The organism is Weissella viridescens (assembly GCF_001437355.1).
GTDB lineage: Bacteria > Bacillota > Bacilli > Lactobacillales > Lactobacillaceae > Weissella > Weissella viridescens.
In genome coordinates this window covers 176,885-193,662 of sequence record NZ_JQBM01000001.1, presented here as the reverse complement: position 1 = coordinate 193,662, position 16,778 = coordinate 176,885, and the positions used below count along the sequence as shown (strand labels likewise).

The window sequence follows — 16,778 nt, the reverse complement described above, 5'->3', positions numbered from 1 at the left end:
TGTTTGGTTTCGATTAATTTAAAACTAGTTCAAATAAATAAATATTAAATTCGTTTTTAATAAAAATAAAATACAGACATAAAATGGCGCAGGCGGTGGGCATTTTGATTTATGTAAAAAAATGTTATTCTAAAGGTACGGCCCCACAAGATATGGGGTCATTTGCCAATGAACTTTAATAACAACCATTAAAAAAAGAGGTAACAAACATGATTACAAATGGTGTCGATATGCTACAAAAAGCACGAGCAGAACACTATGCCGTGCCTGCTTTTAACGTGAATAACTTGGAATGGGCCAAAGCAATCTTACTTGCTTGTGAAAAAATGCAATCACCAGTGATGATGCAGGTCACGGGTGGTGCTGCCAAGTATATGGGTGATTTTAAAGTGGCGCATGACTTGATTGCTGATTTGTATGAGGCCCTTAATATTACTGTGCCTATGGCAATTCATCTCGATCACGGGACTGAAACTGATGTTCACGAAGCCTTACAAGCAGGATTTACATCAATCATGTTTGATGGGTCTGCGCTACCATTGGATGAAAATGTAAAAAAGACAGCAGAAATTGCTGATTTAGTTCATGCTCAGGATAAGCAATTGGAAGCCGAAGTCGGAACAATTGGCGGTGAAGAAGATGGGGTCATTGCAGACGGTGAAATTGCTTCGCTTGATGATACCCTTAAGATGGCAGAAACTGGTGTCGATTCACTTGCTGTCGGCATTGGAAATATTCATGGTAAGTACCCAGCTGATTGGAAGGGATTGCACTTAGATCACTTGAAGGCGATTACGGACATGCTTTCTGAGAAGCTGGGTCGAGACCTACCATTGGTCTTGCATGGTGGTTCTGGAATTCCCGACGATCAAATTCAAGAGGCGATTAAATTGGGTATTGCTAAGGTAAATGTCAATACTGAAGGACAACTCGCTTTCCACACAGCCATTCGTGATTTTGTGCTTTCAGATAAAGACCTACAGGGTAAAAACTATGCCCCTCGTAAGTTCCTTCAACCGGGATCGGAAGCCATTCAAGCAATGTGTGAAGATCGTATAAAAGTATTTGGTTCACAAAATAAAGCATAATGGAAGGGCGTGTACGCATGTGTACACGCTTTTTTGTTAGCAAAGCAAGTTGTATCAGTTAGAATATGAGAAGTCGCCATCGATGGATTTACACGATGAAATCAATTGCTGCTATAACATTTATTATTAAAAATGGTACAATAATGAATACGTAGAGTCATTTATAAAGAGTAGAAAAGGGAAACAGGAATATGATACATTTTATTGTTTCAGTGATTGTGGCTTTTATAAGTAGTAATTTGGATGATCTCGTTATCCTAACGATTTTGTATGCTGAAGCGACGAATCGAAAACAACGTTCGACCATTTTATTCGGTCAGTTGCTGGGAATTGGGGCCATCTTAGTCTTAAGTATTGCCTGTGTGACAATGCTACATGCTTTTAATTTAAATTACTTGAATCTGCTGGGGATTTTCCCGTTATTGATGGGGATGAGTGGCTTTTACAAGTTATATAAGGCTGATGAAACAGCTAAAAAAGAAACGGCCTATCATACTAAGGTTCAAAAGCAAGTGCATACAGCCACAGGATTGACTTTAGGGACAATCATGACACTTACCATTTCAAATGGGGCTGACAATATGGGCATCTACATTCCATTGTTTAGTAAGTATTCCAATGTCCAAATGTGGGGTGTGCTTGGCTTATTCATTATCATGATTCCAATTTGGTGTTGGATTGGTCAACTTATCTCTGATTTACCAGTCATTAGAAACTTCGTTCAAAAATATCAAAAGATTTTGGTTCCGGTCATCTATGTTGGGCTGGGTCTCTATATCTTATTCACATAATAAAATAGCGGGTTCGATAAAGCTGTCGAGCCGTGATACATATGCGCTTGAATGTGCGCAGAAATTCAGAAGTGCCTTTGCGTCTCTCTGAAAAGAATAAATTAGAAATGTAGGAAGAAGTATGAAACTATGGTTGTTTGGCTCATATAGTTGGCAAGGAAACCCTAAAGCACTTTTGATGTACATGCAAAAGCACAATGCACAAACGCATGACGTTTGGTGGGTCGCTGATACACGTGATGAAATGCGGCTAGTTAAGCGTCTGGGGTATAAGGCGATTTTAGCGAGCTCAAGTAAGGCTGCAAAACTATTTGCTGAAGCTGATGTCTATGTTACGGAAAACTTCCGTGAAACATACCCAGCTAGTCTAAATCCAAACGCGATTATTCTAAATCTATGGCATGGCGTTGGGTTAAAGCATATCGAACTTGGTCTTGGTGCCGAATCTGCTTTAGCTGATGGTATTGTTAAAAAATACGTCCGAAATTATCCACTATATAAGAATAATCTCAAATTTTTGGCGACCTCTGAGGTTATGGAAGAACATTTCATTGAAGACATGCCACTCGATGAAGGGCAAATCATTAAGGGTGGGTATCCACGGAATCAAGTTTATCGAGATCCTGAAATGCGCACTGACCACGGGGCATTGGACTTTATTGATAATTTCGATAAAGTTTATTTATATGCACCAACATATCGGTATAAAGATGTTAATGGTGCATTCAAGCAACTCTTACCTGATTTAAAGGCAGTTGCGGATAAGATGGCCACCCAAAATGGGTTATTTATTTTAAAGTTACATCCATTTATGTTAAAAGATCCAGAATATCAACAAGCGATGACAGAGTTCTCAAATCATCCAAACCTATTATTCTGGGACGATAAGTATGATGTTTACGAAATTTTCAATAAAATCACGGTAGGTATTATTGATTACTCATCTATTTTTTATGATTTATTGGAAAGTGGTGTTGATCAATTTATCCGCTATATACCTGATTTTGAAGAATATACCAATGATTCAGAATTGATTGGTGATTACTTTGAGTTAACTGGTGGAACGATTGTGACAAGTTTCAGTGATTTACTGACGTCATTTAATCAACCACAGTCGCCAATTGAAAACAAAGCCTTTTTGATGACCTATTTCTTTGGATATGAGAAAACGACAACGATTGATTATTTGATTGAAGATGCGGATGCTGCGCAACCCCGTCATCGTCAATACCCTGAATTACACACATTTGATATTTTTGATACCTTAATTAAGCGAGACACGCTTGAACCCATCAGCATTTTTGCTGAAGTTCAAGAACAACTCGTAGATTTTGAGGAACCATTTGAACGGTATTTGATTGATAACTACCAAACAATTCGCCAAGAAGTAGAGGCGGACTTACGAGATGTCTTTAAGAAGACGACATATGAGCGTCAATCTAATACGTTTGAAGTGACACTGCAAGAAATCTTAAATCGTTTACAGCAAAACTACCATCTTTCAGATGCGCAAACAGCTTTTCTATACGAACAAGAAGTTTCGGCTGAAATTAGTGCAGTTCAACCCATTCAAAAACGTATTAACATGCTATTTGAGCTGATTGCAGCTGGAAATGATGTAAAGCTTGTTTCGGATATGTATTTGCCGAAAGCAGTGATTCAACAAATGCTTGAGGCAGCTGATCCACGTCTGGTCGAATTACCACTATACGTATCAAGTGAAGTTGGTTACCAAAAGTCGACCGGTAAGTTGTTTGATTATGTTTTCTTTGATAGTGACTATCATTATGCTAAGTGGGTCCATTATGGTGATAATAAACACGCCGATGGCAAAGCCCCACGCAAACTTGGTATCCAAACGTATAATCATGATATGGATACATTTGTGCCAAATGAGCAATGGTATGTTGAACAGGCTCAAGCGCCATATCGTTATGATGCCTATAAGCTGGCAACAGCCTTCCAACGCCGCCGACAAGCACTTGTTAATCAAGCAAATATGACATTTGATATGTCAGCTTATTATGCCTATGCCTATATTGGACCAACATTTGTCCCTTACGTGCATTGGGCGTTAACTGATGCCATTGAACGTGGTTATGAGACCCTGTACTTTATTTCACGTGACGGATATTATCTGAAGCAAATCGCGGATGTGATTATTGCTGAAGAACACCTGTCAGTGAAAGCGAAGTTTATCTATGGCTCACGTAAGGCCTGGCGTGTCCCTTCTTTTATCAATGAGGTGGATCCAGCATCATTTACACCGTTTGGTATGTTTACTTTGATGGATAGTTTCGATGACTTGGTAAAATCAAGTCAGTTACTGGAAGCGGAGTTACTTGAACTCTTACCAGAGCTAGAAACATATCGTCACGCACCAACCTTAAAAGGGGCCGTTGCGAATACAATTCGTGAAATTTTTAGTCAATCTGAAGCTTATCAGAATCGGTTGTTGGAAATTGCGGCAGAGCGACGCCCAATCGTTACGGATTACTTGAAACAAGAAATTGATTTTGATGAAAAATTTGCCTTTGTTGAGTTCTGGGGTCGGGGGTATACGCAAGACACGTTAACACGACTGTTGGAAGATGCTGCTGGGCATCCCGTTGATAATCCGTTCTATTACGTCCGAAACTTTACAGATAATGATGGACATTCCATCCGTCATCGCTTTACGCAAATGCCGGTTAACTTTAGTCCGTTTGAATCAATTTTTGCAACGACGCCATATAAGAGTATTCCGGGGTACGAACGGGATGTTGATGGCACAGTTAAGCCAATCATTACCCGTCAGGAAAATGAATATCATGCGGCAATAACTGAAAATATTCAGTTATTTGCGCGTGACTTTGTCAATTTACATGTCGCAGACGGCCGTGAATTCGATCGCTTTACTGGTGAAAGTGCCTACAAGTATTTCTTTAAGCACCCATATGACGGGTATATCACATCCGTCTTTGCACGATATAAGGATAATGTGGCGATGTACGGTGAACCACAAGAATATGCACCGATATTGAGTGCAAAGCAGGTGCAATTTACAACACCACGCCGATTACGCCAACAAACGCGAAATCTCGAAATGTCATTGAGTCGTTCATCTGACAGTGCTCGGGCTGCATATCGCCGCATTCAAAAGCTTAAGCGCGGTAAGGTTACGGATATTCCACAAACGAAAGTCCCATTCCCAGTCAACGATTTGGGTCGGTATGTGCATATTGAAACTTTCCCATGTCGGGTTGTGTTGCAAGAAAAACAATTTGTGTATGCAAGTGTGCATTGGACCAAGGTAGCCAAGAGTAAGTATGTCTTGCAAAAGGGCACTGTTATTACAGTTTTGGGCATTGATTGGACCAGCCAAGGCGTGCCAAGATTACGCACTGAGCTTGGTTATATTTCGGCCAATAAGCAACAAACTGCAGTAACATTGAGTGCCGATGCTGATAACATTATCAAAAAGTCACTGCGCTTACGTCCATATGTGCGTAAGCAAGCTAAAAAAGGTAAGAAATTGCTCAAAGCAATTTTGAAGCGAACCCCTGGCTTTGATATTTAGGCGGCAATCACAATATTGTAGTACAATTGAATTAGAACGCGATGAGTGTTGTTTTTGTGCAAACAAAAATGACACTTTTTGTATTACTGAGAGGGTTACGAGGATGAACTTGAAAAAAATTTCGGATAAATTGAATCTATATTATCAGCGCGTAAAAAAACTTTATTTTAGAGTAATCTATGTGATTTTTAAATCGGTTGTACCAGTGCGCCAAAACCACGTGGCTTTCTTGTCGGATTCTCGATCAAGTTTGTCAGGTAATTTTGAATATATCGTCAATGAAATTAACCGACGTGACGACCCATTCAAAATGGCATTTGCCTTGAATGGTACCAACTATCAAGCTAAGTCATTTTGGATGTACACCAAAATTGCGTGGCTGATTGGTACCAGTAAATATGTGCTAGTTGATGATTTTTATCCGCTCGTCTATCCACTCAAGATGCGTAAAAACGCTGAACTTATTCAAGTTTGGCATGCGGTGGGAGCTTTTAAAAAATTTGGCTTTAGCCGAGTTGGGTTACCTGATGGTCCTGATCCAAAATCTAAAAATCACCGAAATTACACAAAAGCGATTGTTTCTTCAAAGCATGTCGCACCGTTTTATGCGGAGGGATTTGGCATTGATGAAGATCGGGTGTGTCCCTTAGGGGTGCCGCGTACGGATCTCTTTTTTGATGACGAGAAAAAAAGCGCGATTGTGCAAGAATTGGAAGAAAAATTAACATTCATTCAAAATAAAAAAGTCATTCTATTTGCACCAACTTTTCGTGGGCGTGGGCAGTCAAATGCCTACTATCCGTACGAATGGTTAGATTTTAAATCCCTCCATGATGCGTTAGCGCCATTAGGTTACGTGTTCTTATTTAAAATGCACCCATTTGTTAAAGAAGCGGTGCCGATTCCGGAGGTCTATTCGGATTTCTTCTATGATGTTTCTAGTTCACGTGAGATCAATGATTTGCTATTGACCACAGATTTGCTGATTACCGATTATTCATCAGTCATCTTTGAATATAGTTTACTAAAGCGTCAATCAATCTTTTTTGCACCGGATTTAGACGAATATCGAGCCACGCGAGACTTTTATGTCAAGTATGAAGATTTCGTGCCGGGTCCGATTACGGCTAATATGCCGGGGTTGATTCAAGCAATTGAAAATAGTGACAATCAGAGCCAAACTAAGTTACAGGATTTTCTTGATTTTTATTTTGATGATTTAGATGGTCAAGCATCAGCGCGTTTTGTAGATGCATTGGAAACTGATTTTGGTCATTTAAAGTAGTTTGAATTGGCGTGAATCATTTATACATTTCCATACGATTGCAATTATTGATGGACGTACGATGCGGGACTATCGTGTTTTAAATGTAAACGTTATAGTGTATAATCATCCGAGAGAGATTTAGACAGTTTTCTTGATTTTGTTATAGAGGGATATAGGACATAAAAATGAAACTCTGGTTATTTGGAACATATAAATGGCAAGGAAATCCAAAGGCTTTGCTGATGTATATGCAAAAACATAATGCTCAAACACACGAAGTTTGGTGGATTGCTGATACAAAAGAAGAAGCACAAATGGTTGCCCGTCTTGGTTACAAGGCAACATATGCGCAATCAAATAAAGCAGAACAATTGTTTAAGGATGCCGATGTGTACGTCACTGAGAATTTCCGTGAAAGCTATCCAGCATCTTTGAATGAAGATGCCATTATCCTTAATTTATGGCATGGTGTCGGATTAAAGCATATTGAATTGGGGCTTGGACCTGATTCAACGCTTGCAGAAAGTATCGTGCGTAAATATGCACGTAACTATGCCTTATATCGCAACAATCTGAAGTTTTTGGCTACCTCACCGGCAATGGAGAGCCACTTTGAGGCGGATATGGGGTTGACGGAAGATCAAATTATTCGTGGTGGATACCCACGTAATAGTGTGTATCGTGAACCGGGTATGCGGACGGACAAAGGCGCACTTGATTTCATTGATGATTTCGATGAGGTTTATTTGTTTGCACCAACGTATCGCTTTACAAACGTGAATGGTTCATTTAAGACGTTATTACCTGACTTGGGGGCAATTTCAGAGAAGATGGCCAAGCATAATAGTCTCTTCATATTGAAGCTCCATCCATTCATGCTAGCAGATCCAGAATATTTACAAGCTGCTAAGCAATTTGCAGATGATAAGAATATTTACTTCTGGAATGACCAATATGATGTATACGAAATCTTTGACAAAATCACGGTTGGTGTCGTCGATTATTCATCAATCTTTTATGACTTGTTGGAAAGTGGTGTAAGTAAGTTTATTCGCTATATTCCGGATTATGAACAATACGTGAATGATTCTGAACTTATTGGTGATTACTTCGAATTGACAGGTGGAGATATTGTCATGTCATTTGAAGGCTTATTGCAAACATTTGATACAGACATTGAACCAATTCAAAATAAGTCATATTTGATGGACTACTTCTTCAAGTACGAGCAAAACCATTCCATCGAAGAGTTGATTCGTGCGGCAGATGATGCACAGCCTAAGCATGAGCACTTTCCAGAACTACACACCTTTGATATTTTTGATACATTGATTCAACGTGATGCACTTTCACCTGATAGCATTTTTGCAAAGGTTCAATCGGCAATGGTCCATTATACTGATGAACCATTCTCAAGTTACTTGCTTGAAAACTATACGAAAGTTCGTAAGCAAGTAGAAGCAGATGAGCGTGATGTCTTTAGAAAGACAACTTATGAACGTGATACTGATAAAATTGAAGTAACACTTCAGGATATTCTCGGACGATTACAAGCGAACTTCAACTTAAGTGATGCACAAGTACAGTTCTTGGCTGAAACGGAAGCACAATATGAAATTGACGCAGTGCAACCAATTCAAAAGCGTATTGATTTACTCTTTAAGTTAAAAGAAGCTGGAAATGATGTGATGTTGATTTCAGACATGTATTTGCCTGAACACGTTATCAGAGCAATGGTGACACGTGCTGATTCACGTTTAGCTGATATTCCAATGTACGTTTCAAGTTCAGTTGGTTATCAAAAGTCAACGGGACGCCTCTTTAGCTATATTTTCTTTGATATTGATTACTATTATCAAAAGTGGGTCCACTATGGCGATAATAAGGAAGCTGATGGAACCGTGCCACGTCGATTAGGCATTCAAACGTACAATCATGATATGGCTGACTTTGTTCCGAATGAACGCTATTTTGTGGACACTGCTGACCGGAGTGTTGCCTATGATGCGTATCGTTTAGCGACCTTATTCGAACGTCGTCGTTGGGAATTGATTGACCAAAAGCAGATGCAATTTGATGTGCCATCATATTACGCATATTCATTCGTAGGACCAACATTTGTGCCATATGTAAACTGGGCTTTGCGCGATGCGATTGAACGCGGATATAAAACCGTGTACTTTATCTCACGAGATGGTTACTACCTGAAGCAAATTGCGGACGTCTTGATTGAAACTGAACAGTTACCCATCAAGGCAAAGTTTATTTACGGATCTCGTAAAGCTTGGCGTGTGGCGTCATTTATTGATGAGGTCGATCCAGCTTCATTCACACCATTTGGTATGTTTACAGTGATGGATGATTTTGATGATATGGTGAAGTCAAGCCAATTGCCAGAAGAGGAATTGTTGCAAATTTTGCCTGAATTAGAGGGTTATCGAAATGAACCAACGTTGACTGGTGATATTGCAGTGGGAATCCGTGAAATCTTTAGTCAATCAGAAGCTTATAAGAACCGCTTGCTCGAGATTGCAGCAGAGCGCCGACCAATTGTTACAGATTATTTGAAGCAAGAAATCAATTTTGACGAAAAGTTTGCCTTTATTGAGTTCTGGGGTCGTGGTTATACGCAAGATACTTTGACTCGTTTGTTAAAGGATGCCGCTGGAAAGGATGTTCCAAATCCATTCTATTATGTTCGTAATTTCACTGAGACAACTGGGGAATCAATTCGTCATCGTTTCACACAAATGCCTGCGAACTTTAGTGATTTTGAATCTATCTTTGCAACGACACCATATGAGAGTATCCCTGGTTATAAGCGGGTTGATGGTCGCGTTGAACCAATCTTTATTCCTAAGGAAAATGACTCACACCAAGCCATTTCAGAAAACATTGAACGTTTTGCAAAGGATTATGCCGAGCTAAATGTCGATGATCCTGATCGCTTTGATCGTTTTGTTGGTGAAAGTGAGTTTGAGTACTACTTCAGACACCCATTCGATCCATATATTTCATCTGTCTTTGCGCAATACAAGGATAATTTGGCGATGTATGGTAAAGCACGTGCATTTGCGCCAGTGTTAACACGAGCAGATGTAACGTCATGTAAGTCTATTGAAGAATTACGAACTAAAACAAAGAATATTGGGATGTCATTGTGTCAGTCACCGCAAAGTGCGCGTGATGCCTTCAAAGAATTACAAATTAAAGAAGGTGTGCCAGTTACAAATATTCCAGCAGTTACAAATGTTTTCCCAATCAATAACTTGAACCAGTACATTAAACTAACACAAGCAGCACCATTCAAGGTTGAGCTATTAAAAACACAATATGCCTATGCTGGTGTAAAGTGGGTTGAAAGTGCGCAAAGTAAGTTTACCCTTGAAAAGGGAAGTATTCTTACGGTTGATGGTGTCGATTGGAACATTGGAGGTGTGCCACGTCTACGCACATCAGTTGGTTACATTTCAGCTAACAAGGGGTTAGTACGCATGGTTACAGATGCAAATGTGGCTGAAAACATTGTGAAAAATACCCAACCATCACTAGATTTAGAAGAACTTAAAACAAAGGCAAAGAAGAAGGTAAAGAATGAATTACGTTCAGCTTTGAATTTAGCAAAGTCACTTCCATTCTTAGATGGGAAATAAAACATCAAAGGCAATCTTATCTCCGGGTAAGGTTGTTTTTTTGATGTTTCGATTGTGGTATACTTTGCAACGTTTACCTATTGAGTTGAATTCATGAACGTTTGAGCGAAAAATGGAGATGCAGGCTATGAAAAAATATCTCATGAGAAGTGGACTACATCCGCTTGAATATAAAACCCCGGGTGACTTAATTGCTCGTGACTTCATCGGCACCAATTCAGGAAATATGTTGTATGCCTACGGTATTTTTCGTAATTTAGTGAGTCCGGATGTCACGATTGAGAGTGATGAATATGTTGTCAGCATGAGCAAAGTAGATGACATTAACACAAATTATGACGGTTATATCATTGCCCTTGCCGACGCAATCCGGCCAGACTTTATGCCGACGTTAAAGGCACTAACAAATGTTATTCGGGCTTTGAAAATACCAGTTTATCTCATCGGTATGGGGGTAAGAGCAGACTATGGTGTTGCAGAAGCAGATTTACATTTTGAATATGATGATATTGTACGTGATTTTGTAGCTGCAGTTTTGGAGAAGTCTAGTGTAGTGGGCCTGCGTGGTGACATTACGGCGCAATATCTGAATAATCTTGGATTCAAGCAGGGTGAGGATCATGTGGTGATTGGTTGCCCCTCAATGTACGCGTTCGGTCCTCAGTTAAAAATTAGGGATCTACGATCAGATTTCAGTCTACAATCGAGTCGATTTAAAACTAATATTTCGAAGAGTGCGCCAGAAAAAACGATGGATTATATCAGCAACTTACACCGTGATTATGCACATGTTAGCTATATTCCACAGGAGTATGATGAGTTTAAATTGTTATATAGTGGTGGGTCAACGTTTTCAATCAATCATTACCCATCAAATATTCATGACCCAGCGTATGCGAGTGGAGAAGCACAATTCTTTTTAAATGCACCGACTTGGATTAACGAAATGAAGCATGCGGATTTTAGTATTGGAACGCGTTTCCATGGAAATGTCGCAGCAACGTTAGCCGGAACACCCAGTGTGACGATTCCCATTGATGCGCGGATGCAAGAGCTTGTTGAGTTTCATGGGTTACCTTATGTTTTGCCAGAACGATTAGATGAAAACCCGTCGCCTGAAGCATTATTACAAGAATTGGATATGCATGCGCCTGAACGAAAGCAAGCGGCTAATTTCGCTAACTTCATTACGTTTTTGAAAAAGAATGGTTTGGAACCGACCATCGAACAGGATCCTAAAATGACATACGCGGATCGACTTGAACAGCAGTCGAACCTATATCGTGCGGTGGCTTCATCAGAACAAATTTCTGATGTTGAACGACGATCACGGCTAGCTGAAGGCACTACGGCTAATCTAATCAAAGAAAAGCGTTTAAGAGCAGCAATCAAGCATAATCAAGAGAAAAACCATGCCTTAACAAACGAAAATGATAAATTGCATGCACAAATTGAACAACTCCAAAAGCAACTGCAAACTGCAACTGAAAACCCTGATGAAGATTAAATCAGGGTTTTTGTTTTAGTTTCATTGGTTTAAATATTTTGAAGGAGGCTGGAATTATTAACTACACTAAAAAAGGGACACAGAGTTATTATTATATCGATAATGTCCAAACTAATATTGCTAAAATGCAGCAATTAACGGATGATTTATTGAAAATTACATGCTAAGTCAACTTTCCTTGACACGACTCAGACAATCCGCTACAATAAAGTAAAGAAAGCGCTTACAGGAGCGTTACATCAAAGGAGGCTTACTTATGTCAGATAAGAAGATTTCAGCAGGATTAGCAGCGTTAAAGGTTATGGAAGGTTGGGGTGTTGAAACCATTTATGGGATTCCGTCAGGAACATTAAGTGGGTTTATGAATGCCATGGGTAATCCAGAGAATAAGATTAACTTTTTACAAGTTAAACATGAAGAAGTTGGTGCGATGGCTGCCGTAATGCAAAAGAAGTTTGGCGGTAAGCTGGGTGTGACAATTGGTTCTGGTGGACCTGGTGCAACCCACTTGATTAACGGTCTGTATGATGCAGCCATGGATAACGTACCTGTTTTGGCCATTCTAGGTTCAAAGCCAGTGCGTGAATTGAATATGGATTCTTTCCAAGAATTGAACCAAAACCCAATGTATGAAAATATTGCGGTTTATAATCGTCGTGTGGCAACGCCAGAACAATTACCTCATTTGGTTGATGACGCCATCCGTACGGCAATCGCCAAGCGTGGAGTAGCAGTCCTTGAAGTACCAACTGACTTTGGATTTGCTGAAGTTGACGAGGAATCACTGTACTCAACACCACTTTATTCTTCTGGAGCTGATTTCCAAAACTATCGTTCTGCTCCGGTTCTGGATTCAGAAATTGATGCTGCTGTTGATCTTCTTGAACAAGCTAAGCGTCCAATTATTTATGCTGGTGTGGGGACAATGGGGCATGGAAGTGCTGTTCAAGATTTAGCACGCAAGCTTAAGGCTCCGGTCATTACAACGGGTAAGAACTATGAAACTTTCGAATGGGACTTTGAAGGTTTAACTGGTTCAACTTTCCGTGTTGGCTGGAAGCCTGCTAATGAAATGGTCCTTGAAGCGGATACAGTGTTATTCGTTGGTTCAAACTTCCCATTCTCTGAAGTACAAGGAACTTTCCGAAATGTTGATAAGTTTATCCAAATTGATAACAATCCTGCTATGCTCGGTAAGCGTCACGAAACAGATGTTGCCATCCTTGGTGATGCTGGTGAGGCAATTGATGCAATTTTGGAAAAGGTAACGCCTGTTGAAGAATCAGCCTGGTGGAATGCTAATATCAAGAACGTACAAAACTGGCATGAGTATATGGACAAGTTGGAGCATAAGACTGAGGGACCATTGCAAGCCTACCAAGTTTATAATGCCATCAATAAGTATGCAGACGAAGATGCCATTTACTCAACTGATGTTGGGAATGTAACGCAATTGTCACTACGTCACTTGCACATGACGCCAAAGAACATGTGGCGTACATCACCATTGTTTGCCACAATGGGAATTGGCTTGCCAGGTGGTATCGGGGCCAAGAAGACTTATCCAAACCGCCAAGTTTGGAATTTGATGGGTGACGGTGCCTTCTCAATGACTTATCCAGATGTTGTTACAAATGTCCGTTACAATTTACCAGTCATTAACGTTGTCTTCACAAATACAGAGTATGGCTTTATTAAAGACAAGTATGAAGATACCAATGAATATAACTTCGGAGTTGATTTCACTGATGTTGATTACGCTAAAATTGCTGAAGCTCAAGGGGCAGTTGGGTTAACGGTTCGTCGAATTGAGGATATTGATGAAGTCATGCAAGAAGCTGTGACTCAATATAAGCAAGGACGTGTTGTTGTCGTCGATGCTAAGATTACCCAAGACCGTCCAATTCCGGTTGAGACATTGAAGGTGGATCCAAAGCTTTATGGTGATGATGTTGTTAAGGCGTACAAGGAAAAGTACGAAGCTGAAGACCTTGTACCACTTCGTGAATTCCTTGAAGCTGAAGGACTAGAATCACGTTATATCAAGGAAAATGATAGTGATAACAAGTACAGTTTCTAACGGTTACGTATAAATTTTACTTATGATATTTAAAAAGACGTCCGACTCTTTTAAGAGTTGGACGTCTTTTTAATCGAGATGGTTAATAAGTCCCTCAAGCTCACGAGTCATGGCGTCGGCATGCTCTTGAATGCGACTTACAGCATAGATGTTAAAAGTTGGTAAATCTACGTCAGTTAGTTTAATCTGCTTTAAATCTTGATCGGCATCGGTTAGGGCGAGGGTCGTGATAAAACTCATGCCACCGTGTTGACGAACTAAATCCTTTAGTAGGGTAAGATTACTCGTTTGGTACGAAATAGAAGGGTGCACACCACTATTTTCACTAAGTTGGGTAAAGACTGAATTGTGAACAAAACTTTCATTTAATAGGATAAATTTTTGTTGGTCTAACTCTTTGAATGAGAGTTGGTCTGGAGTGGTCTGATCTGCAGTAATGAGTACAAAGGGATAGGCACTAATCTGTTTACATTGGACATTTTGGAGTCCGGTAGGTGGTGTAGGCGCACCAATGAGGGCCATATCTAATTGACCGAGACTAACCTTATTAATTAAATCGATACTACCATTTTCAATGGTTTGTACATGTTCTAAAAGATTATGTTCAAGTAGTAAATGACTGAGTTTCGGAGCGTAGTAGGTAGCAATGATTGGTGGCAGTCCTAGCGTCAATTTTTGCTGCGTCTGCAGCTTGATTTCAGATTGGGCAAAATGATATTCGGCGACGATCTTTTGTGCAGCCAAATAGAGTGTTGAACCTGCGGGAGTTAGCGAAATGGTTTTATGCGATTGGTCCCGGTTGATTAACTGGGCTTCAAAGTGTTCTTCGAGTCGTTTAATGGCATACGTCACACTGGGCTGACTAATATCAAAGTGCTTGGCGACGGCTGTAAATGAGTGTGTTTCAGCTAAATCAATAAAGTAAGATAAATCATTCATGTTCATGGACTGCACCTGCTTCATATAAGTATATCTTATTATACCATGTAGGTTTGACTATAATTTTTGGTGGCGACTACAATGTGGATATACATTAAATAAAAAATAATTTATGGAGGCATTAAGCATGCGTGGATATGAAGTATTAAATAACCCATTTTTAAATAAAGGGACTGGTTTCACCGAAGTTGAACGTGAAGAATTGGGGCTAGTTGGACTACTTCCTAGTCATGTTCAAAGTATTGATGAGCAGGCCAATCAAGCCTATGCACAATACCAAACAAAAGCAACAAACTTGGAAAAGCGGCTTTACCTTTCACAAATTTTTAACGAAAACCGGACGCTGTTCTTTAATTTGTTGGATAAGCATGTGGCTGAATTTATGCCGGTTGTCTATGATCCCACAATTGCTGACTCCATCGAAAACTACTCAGCTTTATTTGTGAACCCGCAGAATGCCGCTTTCTTAGACATCAACCATCCTGAAAACATCCAGGCAACTTTGGAAAACGCAGCCGATGGCCGTGAAATTGACTTACTTGTGGTTACCGATGCCGAAGGAATCTTAGGTATTGGTGATTGGGGTGTGCAAGGTGTTGATATTGCTGTTGGTAAGCTAATGGTCTACACTGCTGCTGCCGGCATTGACCCTAGCCACGTGCTTCCAGTTTCTATCGATGCTGGAACCGATCGTCAGAGTCTTTTAGATGATCCAGCTTATCTTGGTAACCGTCAACCACGTGAGCGTGGTGAAACTTTCTTTAACTTTGTAGATAAATTTGTTAAAACAGCGCAATCATTGTTCCCAGAAATGTACCTACATTTTGAAGACTTTGGTCGTTCAACAGCAACTAAGATTTTAAATACGTATAAAGCTGACTGGCCAACCTTTAATGATGATATTCAAGGAACCGGGATTGTTGTCACAGCAGCAGTACTTGGTGCACTCGCCATTACTGGTGAAGACATCAAGGATCAAGTTTATCTAACCTATGGTGCTGGTTCCGCTGGAACTGGAATCGCAAACCGTGTCTTAGCTGAATTTATGCAACAAGGGCTTTCTGAAGAAGAAGCGCGTCAACGTTTCTATATGGTCGATAAACAAGGGTTGTTGTTCGATGATGATGAGACCTTAACTGATGAGCAGCGTCCATTTGCCCGTTCACGTGCAGAATTTGAGCATCCAGAAGCACTAACAAATTTGGAAGCAGTTGTTAAAGCTGTCCACCCAACGGTATTAGTAGGGACATCGACCAATCCTGGTTCGTTTACCAAGGAAATCGTTGAAGAAATGACTGCCAATACACCACACCCAAAGATTTTCCCACTTTCAAATCCAACGCGTTTGCATGAAGCGATGCCTGCTGACATTATTAAATGGTCTGATGGTAAGGCCTTAGTTGCAGCAGGGGTTCCAGTTGATCCAGTGACATATAGTGGTGTCACTTTTGAAATCGGGCAAGCCAATAATATGCTCGTCTATCCAGGTCTTGGTTTAGGAACGATTGTTTCACAAGCACGTATTTTGTCTGATGGCATGATTTCAGCTGCCGCCCATGCATTAGGTGGTATGGTTGATGCAAGTCAATCAGGTGCACCAGTATTGCCACCAGTATCAAGTCTACGTGAGATGTCAGAACGTGTGGCGATTGCTGTGGCAAAGGAAGCCGTGGCCGAAGGAATCAACCGTAAGTCAATGCCTGACGTTGAAGCAGCTGTAAAGAATGCTGAATGGATTCCAGAATATTAATAGATTATATTTTAAAAGCGCTGATTGTATTTTTTACTTTCAGCGCTTTTTATGTCCTAAAATTAATTATAATTTTGAACTGATGTTGTCGGGTACCAACAATACTTGAATAAGACTAAGGTTTTTTTCAGTTTTCACAAGTGA

The 16,778-nt window shown here is 40.1% G+C and carries 9 protein-coding genes; 8 read left to right on the top strand and 1 reads right to left on the bottom strand.

The genetic code is table 11. The features are described 5' to 3' along the window. Positions 1–209: 209 nt before the first annotated feature. The 7 genes from fba (at position 210) to spxB (ending at position 13,945) form a co-directional block, all read left to right on the top strand. Positions 210–1,088, top strand: a complete 879-nt coding sequence (fba, locus tag IV50_RS00905; protein ID WP_057743735.1) for a class II fructose-1,6-bisphosphate aldolase — start codon at positions 210–212, stop codon at positions 1,086–1,088. Positions 1,089–1,279: 191 nt separating this feature from the next. Next, complete coding sequence (locus IV50_RS00900; protein ID WP_057743732.1) at positions 1,280–1,879, top strand: cadmium resistance transporter; 600 nt, start codon at positions 1,280–1,282, stop codon at positions 1,877–1,879. 121 nt (positions 1,880–2,000) lie between these two features. Beyond that, positions 2,001–5,438: a CDP-glycerol glycerophosphotransferase family protein gene (locus IV50_RS00895; RefSeq protein WP_057743729.1), complete on the top strand. Its 3,438-nt coding sequence runs from the start codon at positions 2,001–2,003 to the stop codon at positions 5,436–5,438. 103 nt (positions 5,439–5,541) lie between these two features. After that, on the top strand, positions 5,542–6,723 hold the full coding sequence (locus IV50_RS00890; protein WP_069201653.1) for a CDP-glycerol glycerophosphotransferase family protein: 1,182 nt from the start codon (positions 5,542–5,544) through the stop codon (positions 6,721–6,723). A 167-nt stretch (positions 6,724–6,890) separates the two neighbouring features. Next, positions 6,891–10,358 (top strand): CDP-glycerol glycerophosphotransferase family protein, encoded by a 3,468-nt coding sequence (locus tag IV50_RS00885; RefSeq protein ID WP_057743726.1) that lies wholly within the window; start codon positions 6,891–6,893, stop codon positions 10,356–10,358. Positions 10,359–10,485: 127 nt separating this feature from the next. Next, a complete protein-coding gene (locus IV50_RS00880; RefSeq protein ID WP_057743722.1) occupies positions 10,486–11,865 on the top strand; it encodes a polysaccharide pyruvyl transferase family protein in 1,380 nt (459 codons plus the stop codon). A gap of 256 nt (positions 11,866–12,121) precedes the next feature. Next, the gene (spxB, locus tag IV50_RS00875; RefSeq protein ID WP_057743719.1) at positions 12,122–13,945 is read left to right on the top strand and encodes a pyruvate oxidase; all 1,824 of its coding nucleotides are present in this window, start codon (positions 12,122–12,124) and stop codon (positions 13,943–13,945) included. Positions 13,946–14,014: 69 nt separating this feature from the next. Here the strand turns inward: spxB and IV50_RS00870 are convergent, their stop codons facing one another. After that, the gene (locus IV50_RS00870; RefSeq protein ID WP_057743716.1) at positions 14,015–14,890 is read right to left on the bottom strand and encodes a LysR family transcriptional regulator; all 876 of its coding nucleotides are present in this window, start codon (positions 14,888–14,890) and stop codon (positions 14,015–14,017) included. Between the two features lie 121 nt (positions 14,891–15,011). Here IV50_RS00870 and IV50_RS00865 point away from each other — a divergent pair, with 121 nt between their 5' ends. Further along, positions 15,012–16,634: a malolactic enzyme gene (locus IV50_RS00865; protein WP_057743712.1), complete on the top strand. Its 1,623-nt coding sequence runs from the start codon at positions 15,012–15,014 to the stop codon at positions 16,632–16,634. The last annotated feature ends 144 nt before the right edge of the window (positions 16,635–16,778 follow it).

What these genes read in the sequence shown, in the direction of transcription:
- fba (WP_057743735.1), top strand. Translation starts at nt 210, where the DNA reads ATGATTACAAATGGTGTCGATATGCTACAAAAAGCACGAGCAGAACAC.
- IV50_RS00900 (WP_057743732.1), top strand. Translation starts at nt 1,280, where the DNA reads ATGATACATTTTATTGTTTCAGTGATTGTGGCTTTTATAAGTAGTAAT.
- IV50_RS00895 (WP_057743729.1), top strand. Translation starts at nt 2,001, where the DNA reads ATGAAACTATGGTTGTTTGGCTCATATAGTTGGCAAGGAAACCCTAAA.
- IV50_RS00890 (WP_069201653.1), top strand. Translation starts at nt 5,542, where the DNA reads ATGAACTTGAAAAAAATTTCGGATAAATTGAATCTATATTATCAGCGC.
- IV50_RS00885 (WP_057743726.1), top strand. Translation starts at nt 6,891, where the DNA reads ATGAAACTCTGGTTATTTGGAACATATAAATGGCAAGGAAATCCAAAG.
- IV50_RS00880 (WP_057743722.1), top strand. Translation starts at nt 10,486, where the DNA reads ATGAAAAAATATCTCATGAGAAGTGGACTACATCCGCTTGAATATAAA.
- spxB (WP_057743719.1), top strand. Translation starts at nt 12,122, where the DNA reads ATGTCAGATAAGAAGATTTCAGCAGGATTAGCAGCGTTAAAGGTTATG.
- IV50_RS00870 (WP_057743716.1), bottom strand. Translation starts at nt 14,890, where the DNA reads ATGAACATGAATGATTTATCTTACTTTATTGATTTAGCTGAAACACAC.
- IV50_RS00865 (WP_057743712.1), top strand. Translation starts at nt 15,012, where the DNA reads ATGCGTGGATATGAAGTATTAAATAACCCATTTTTAAATAAAGGGACT.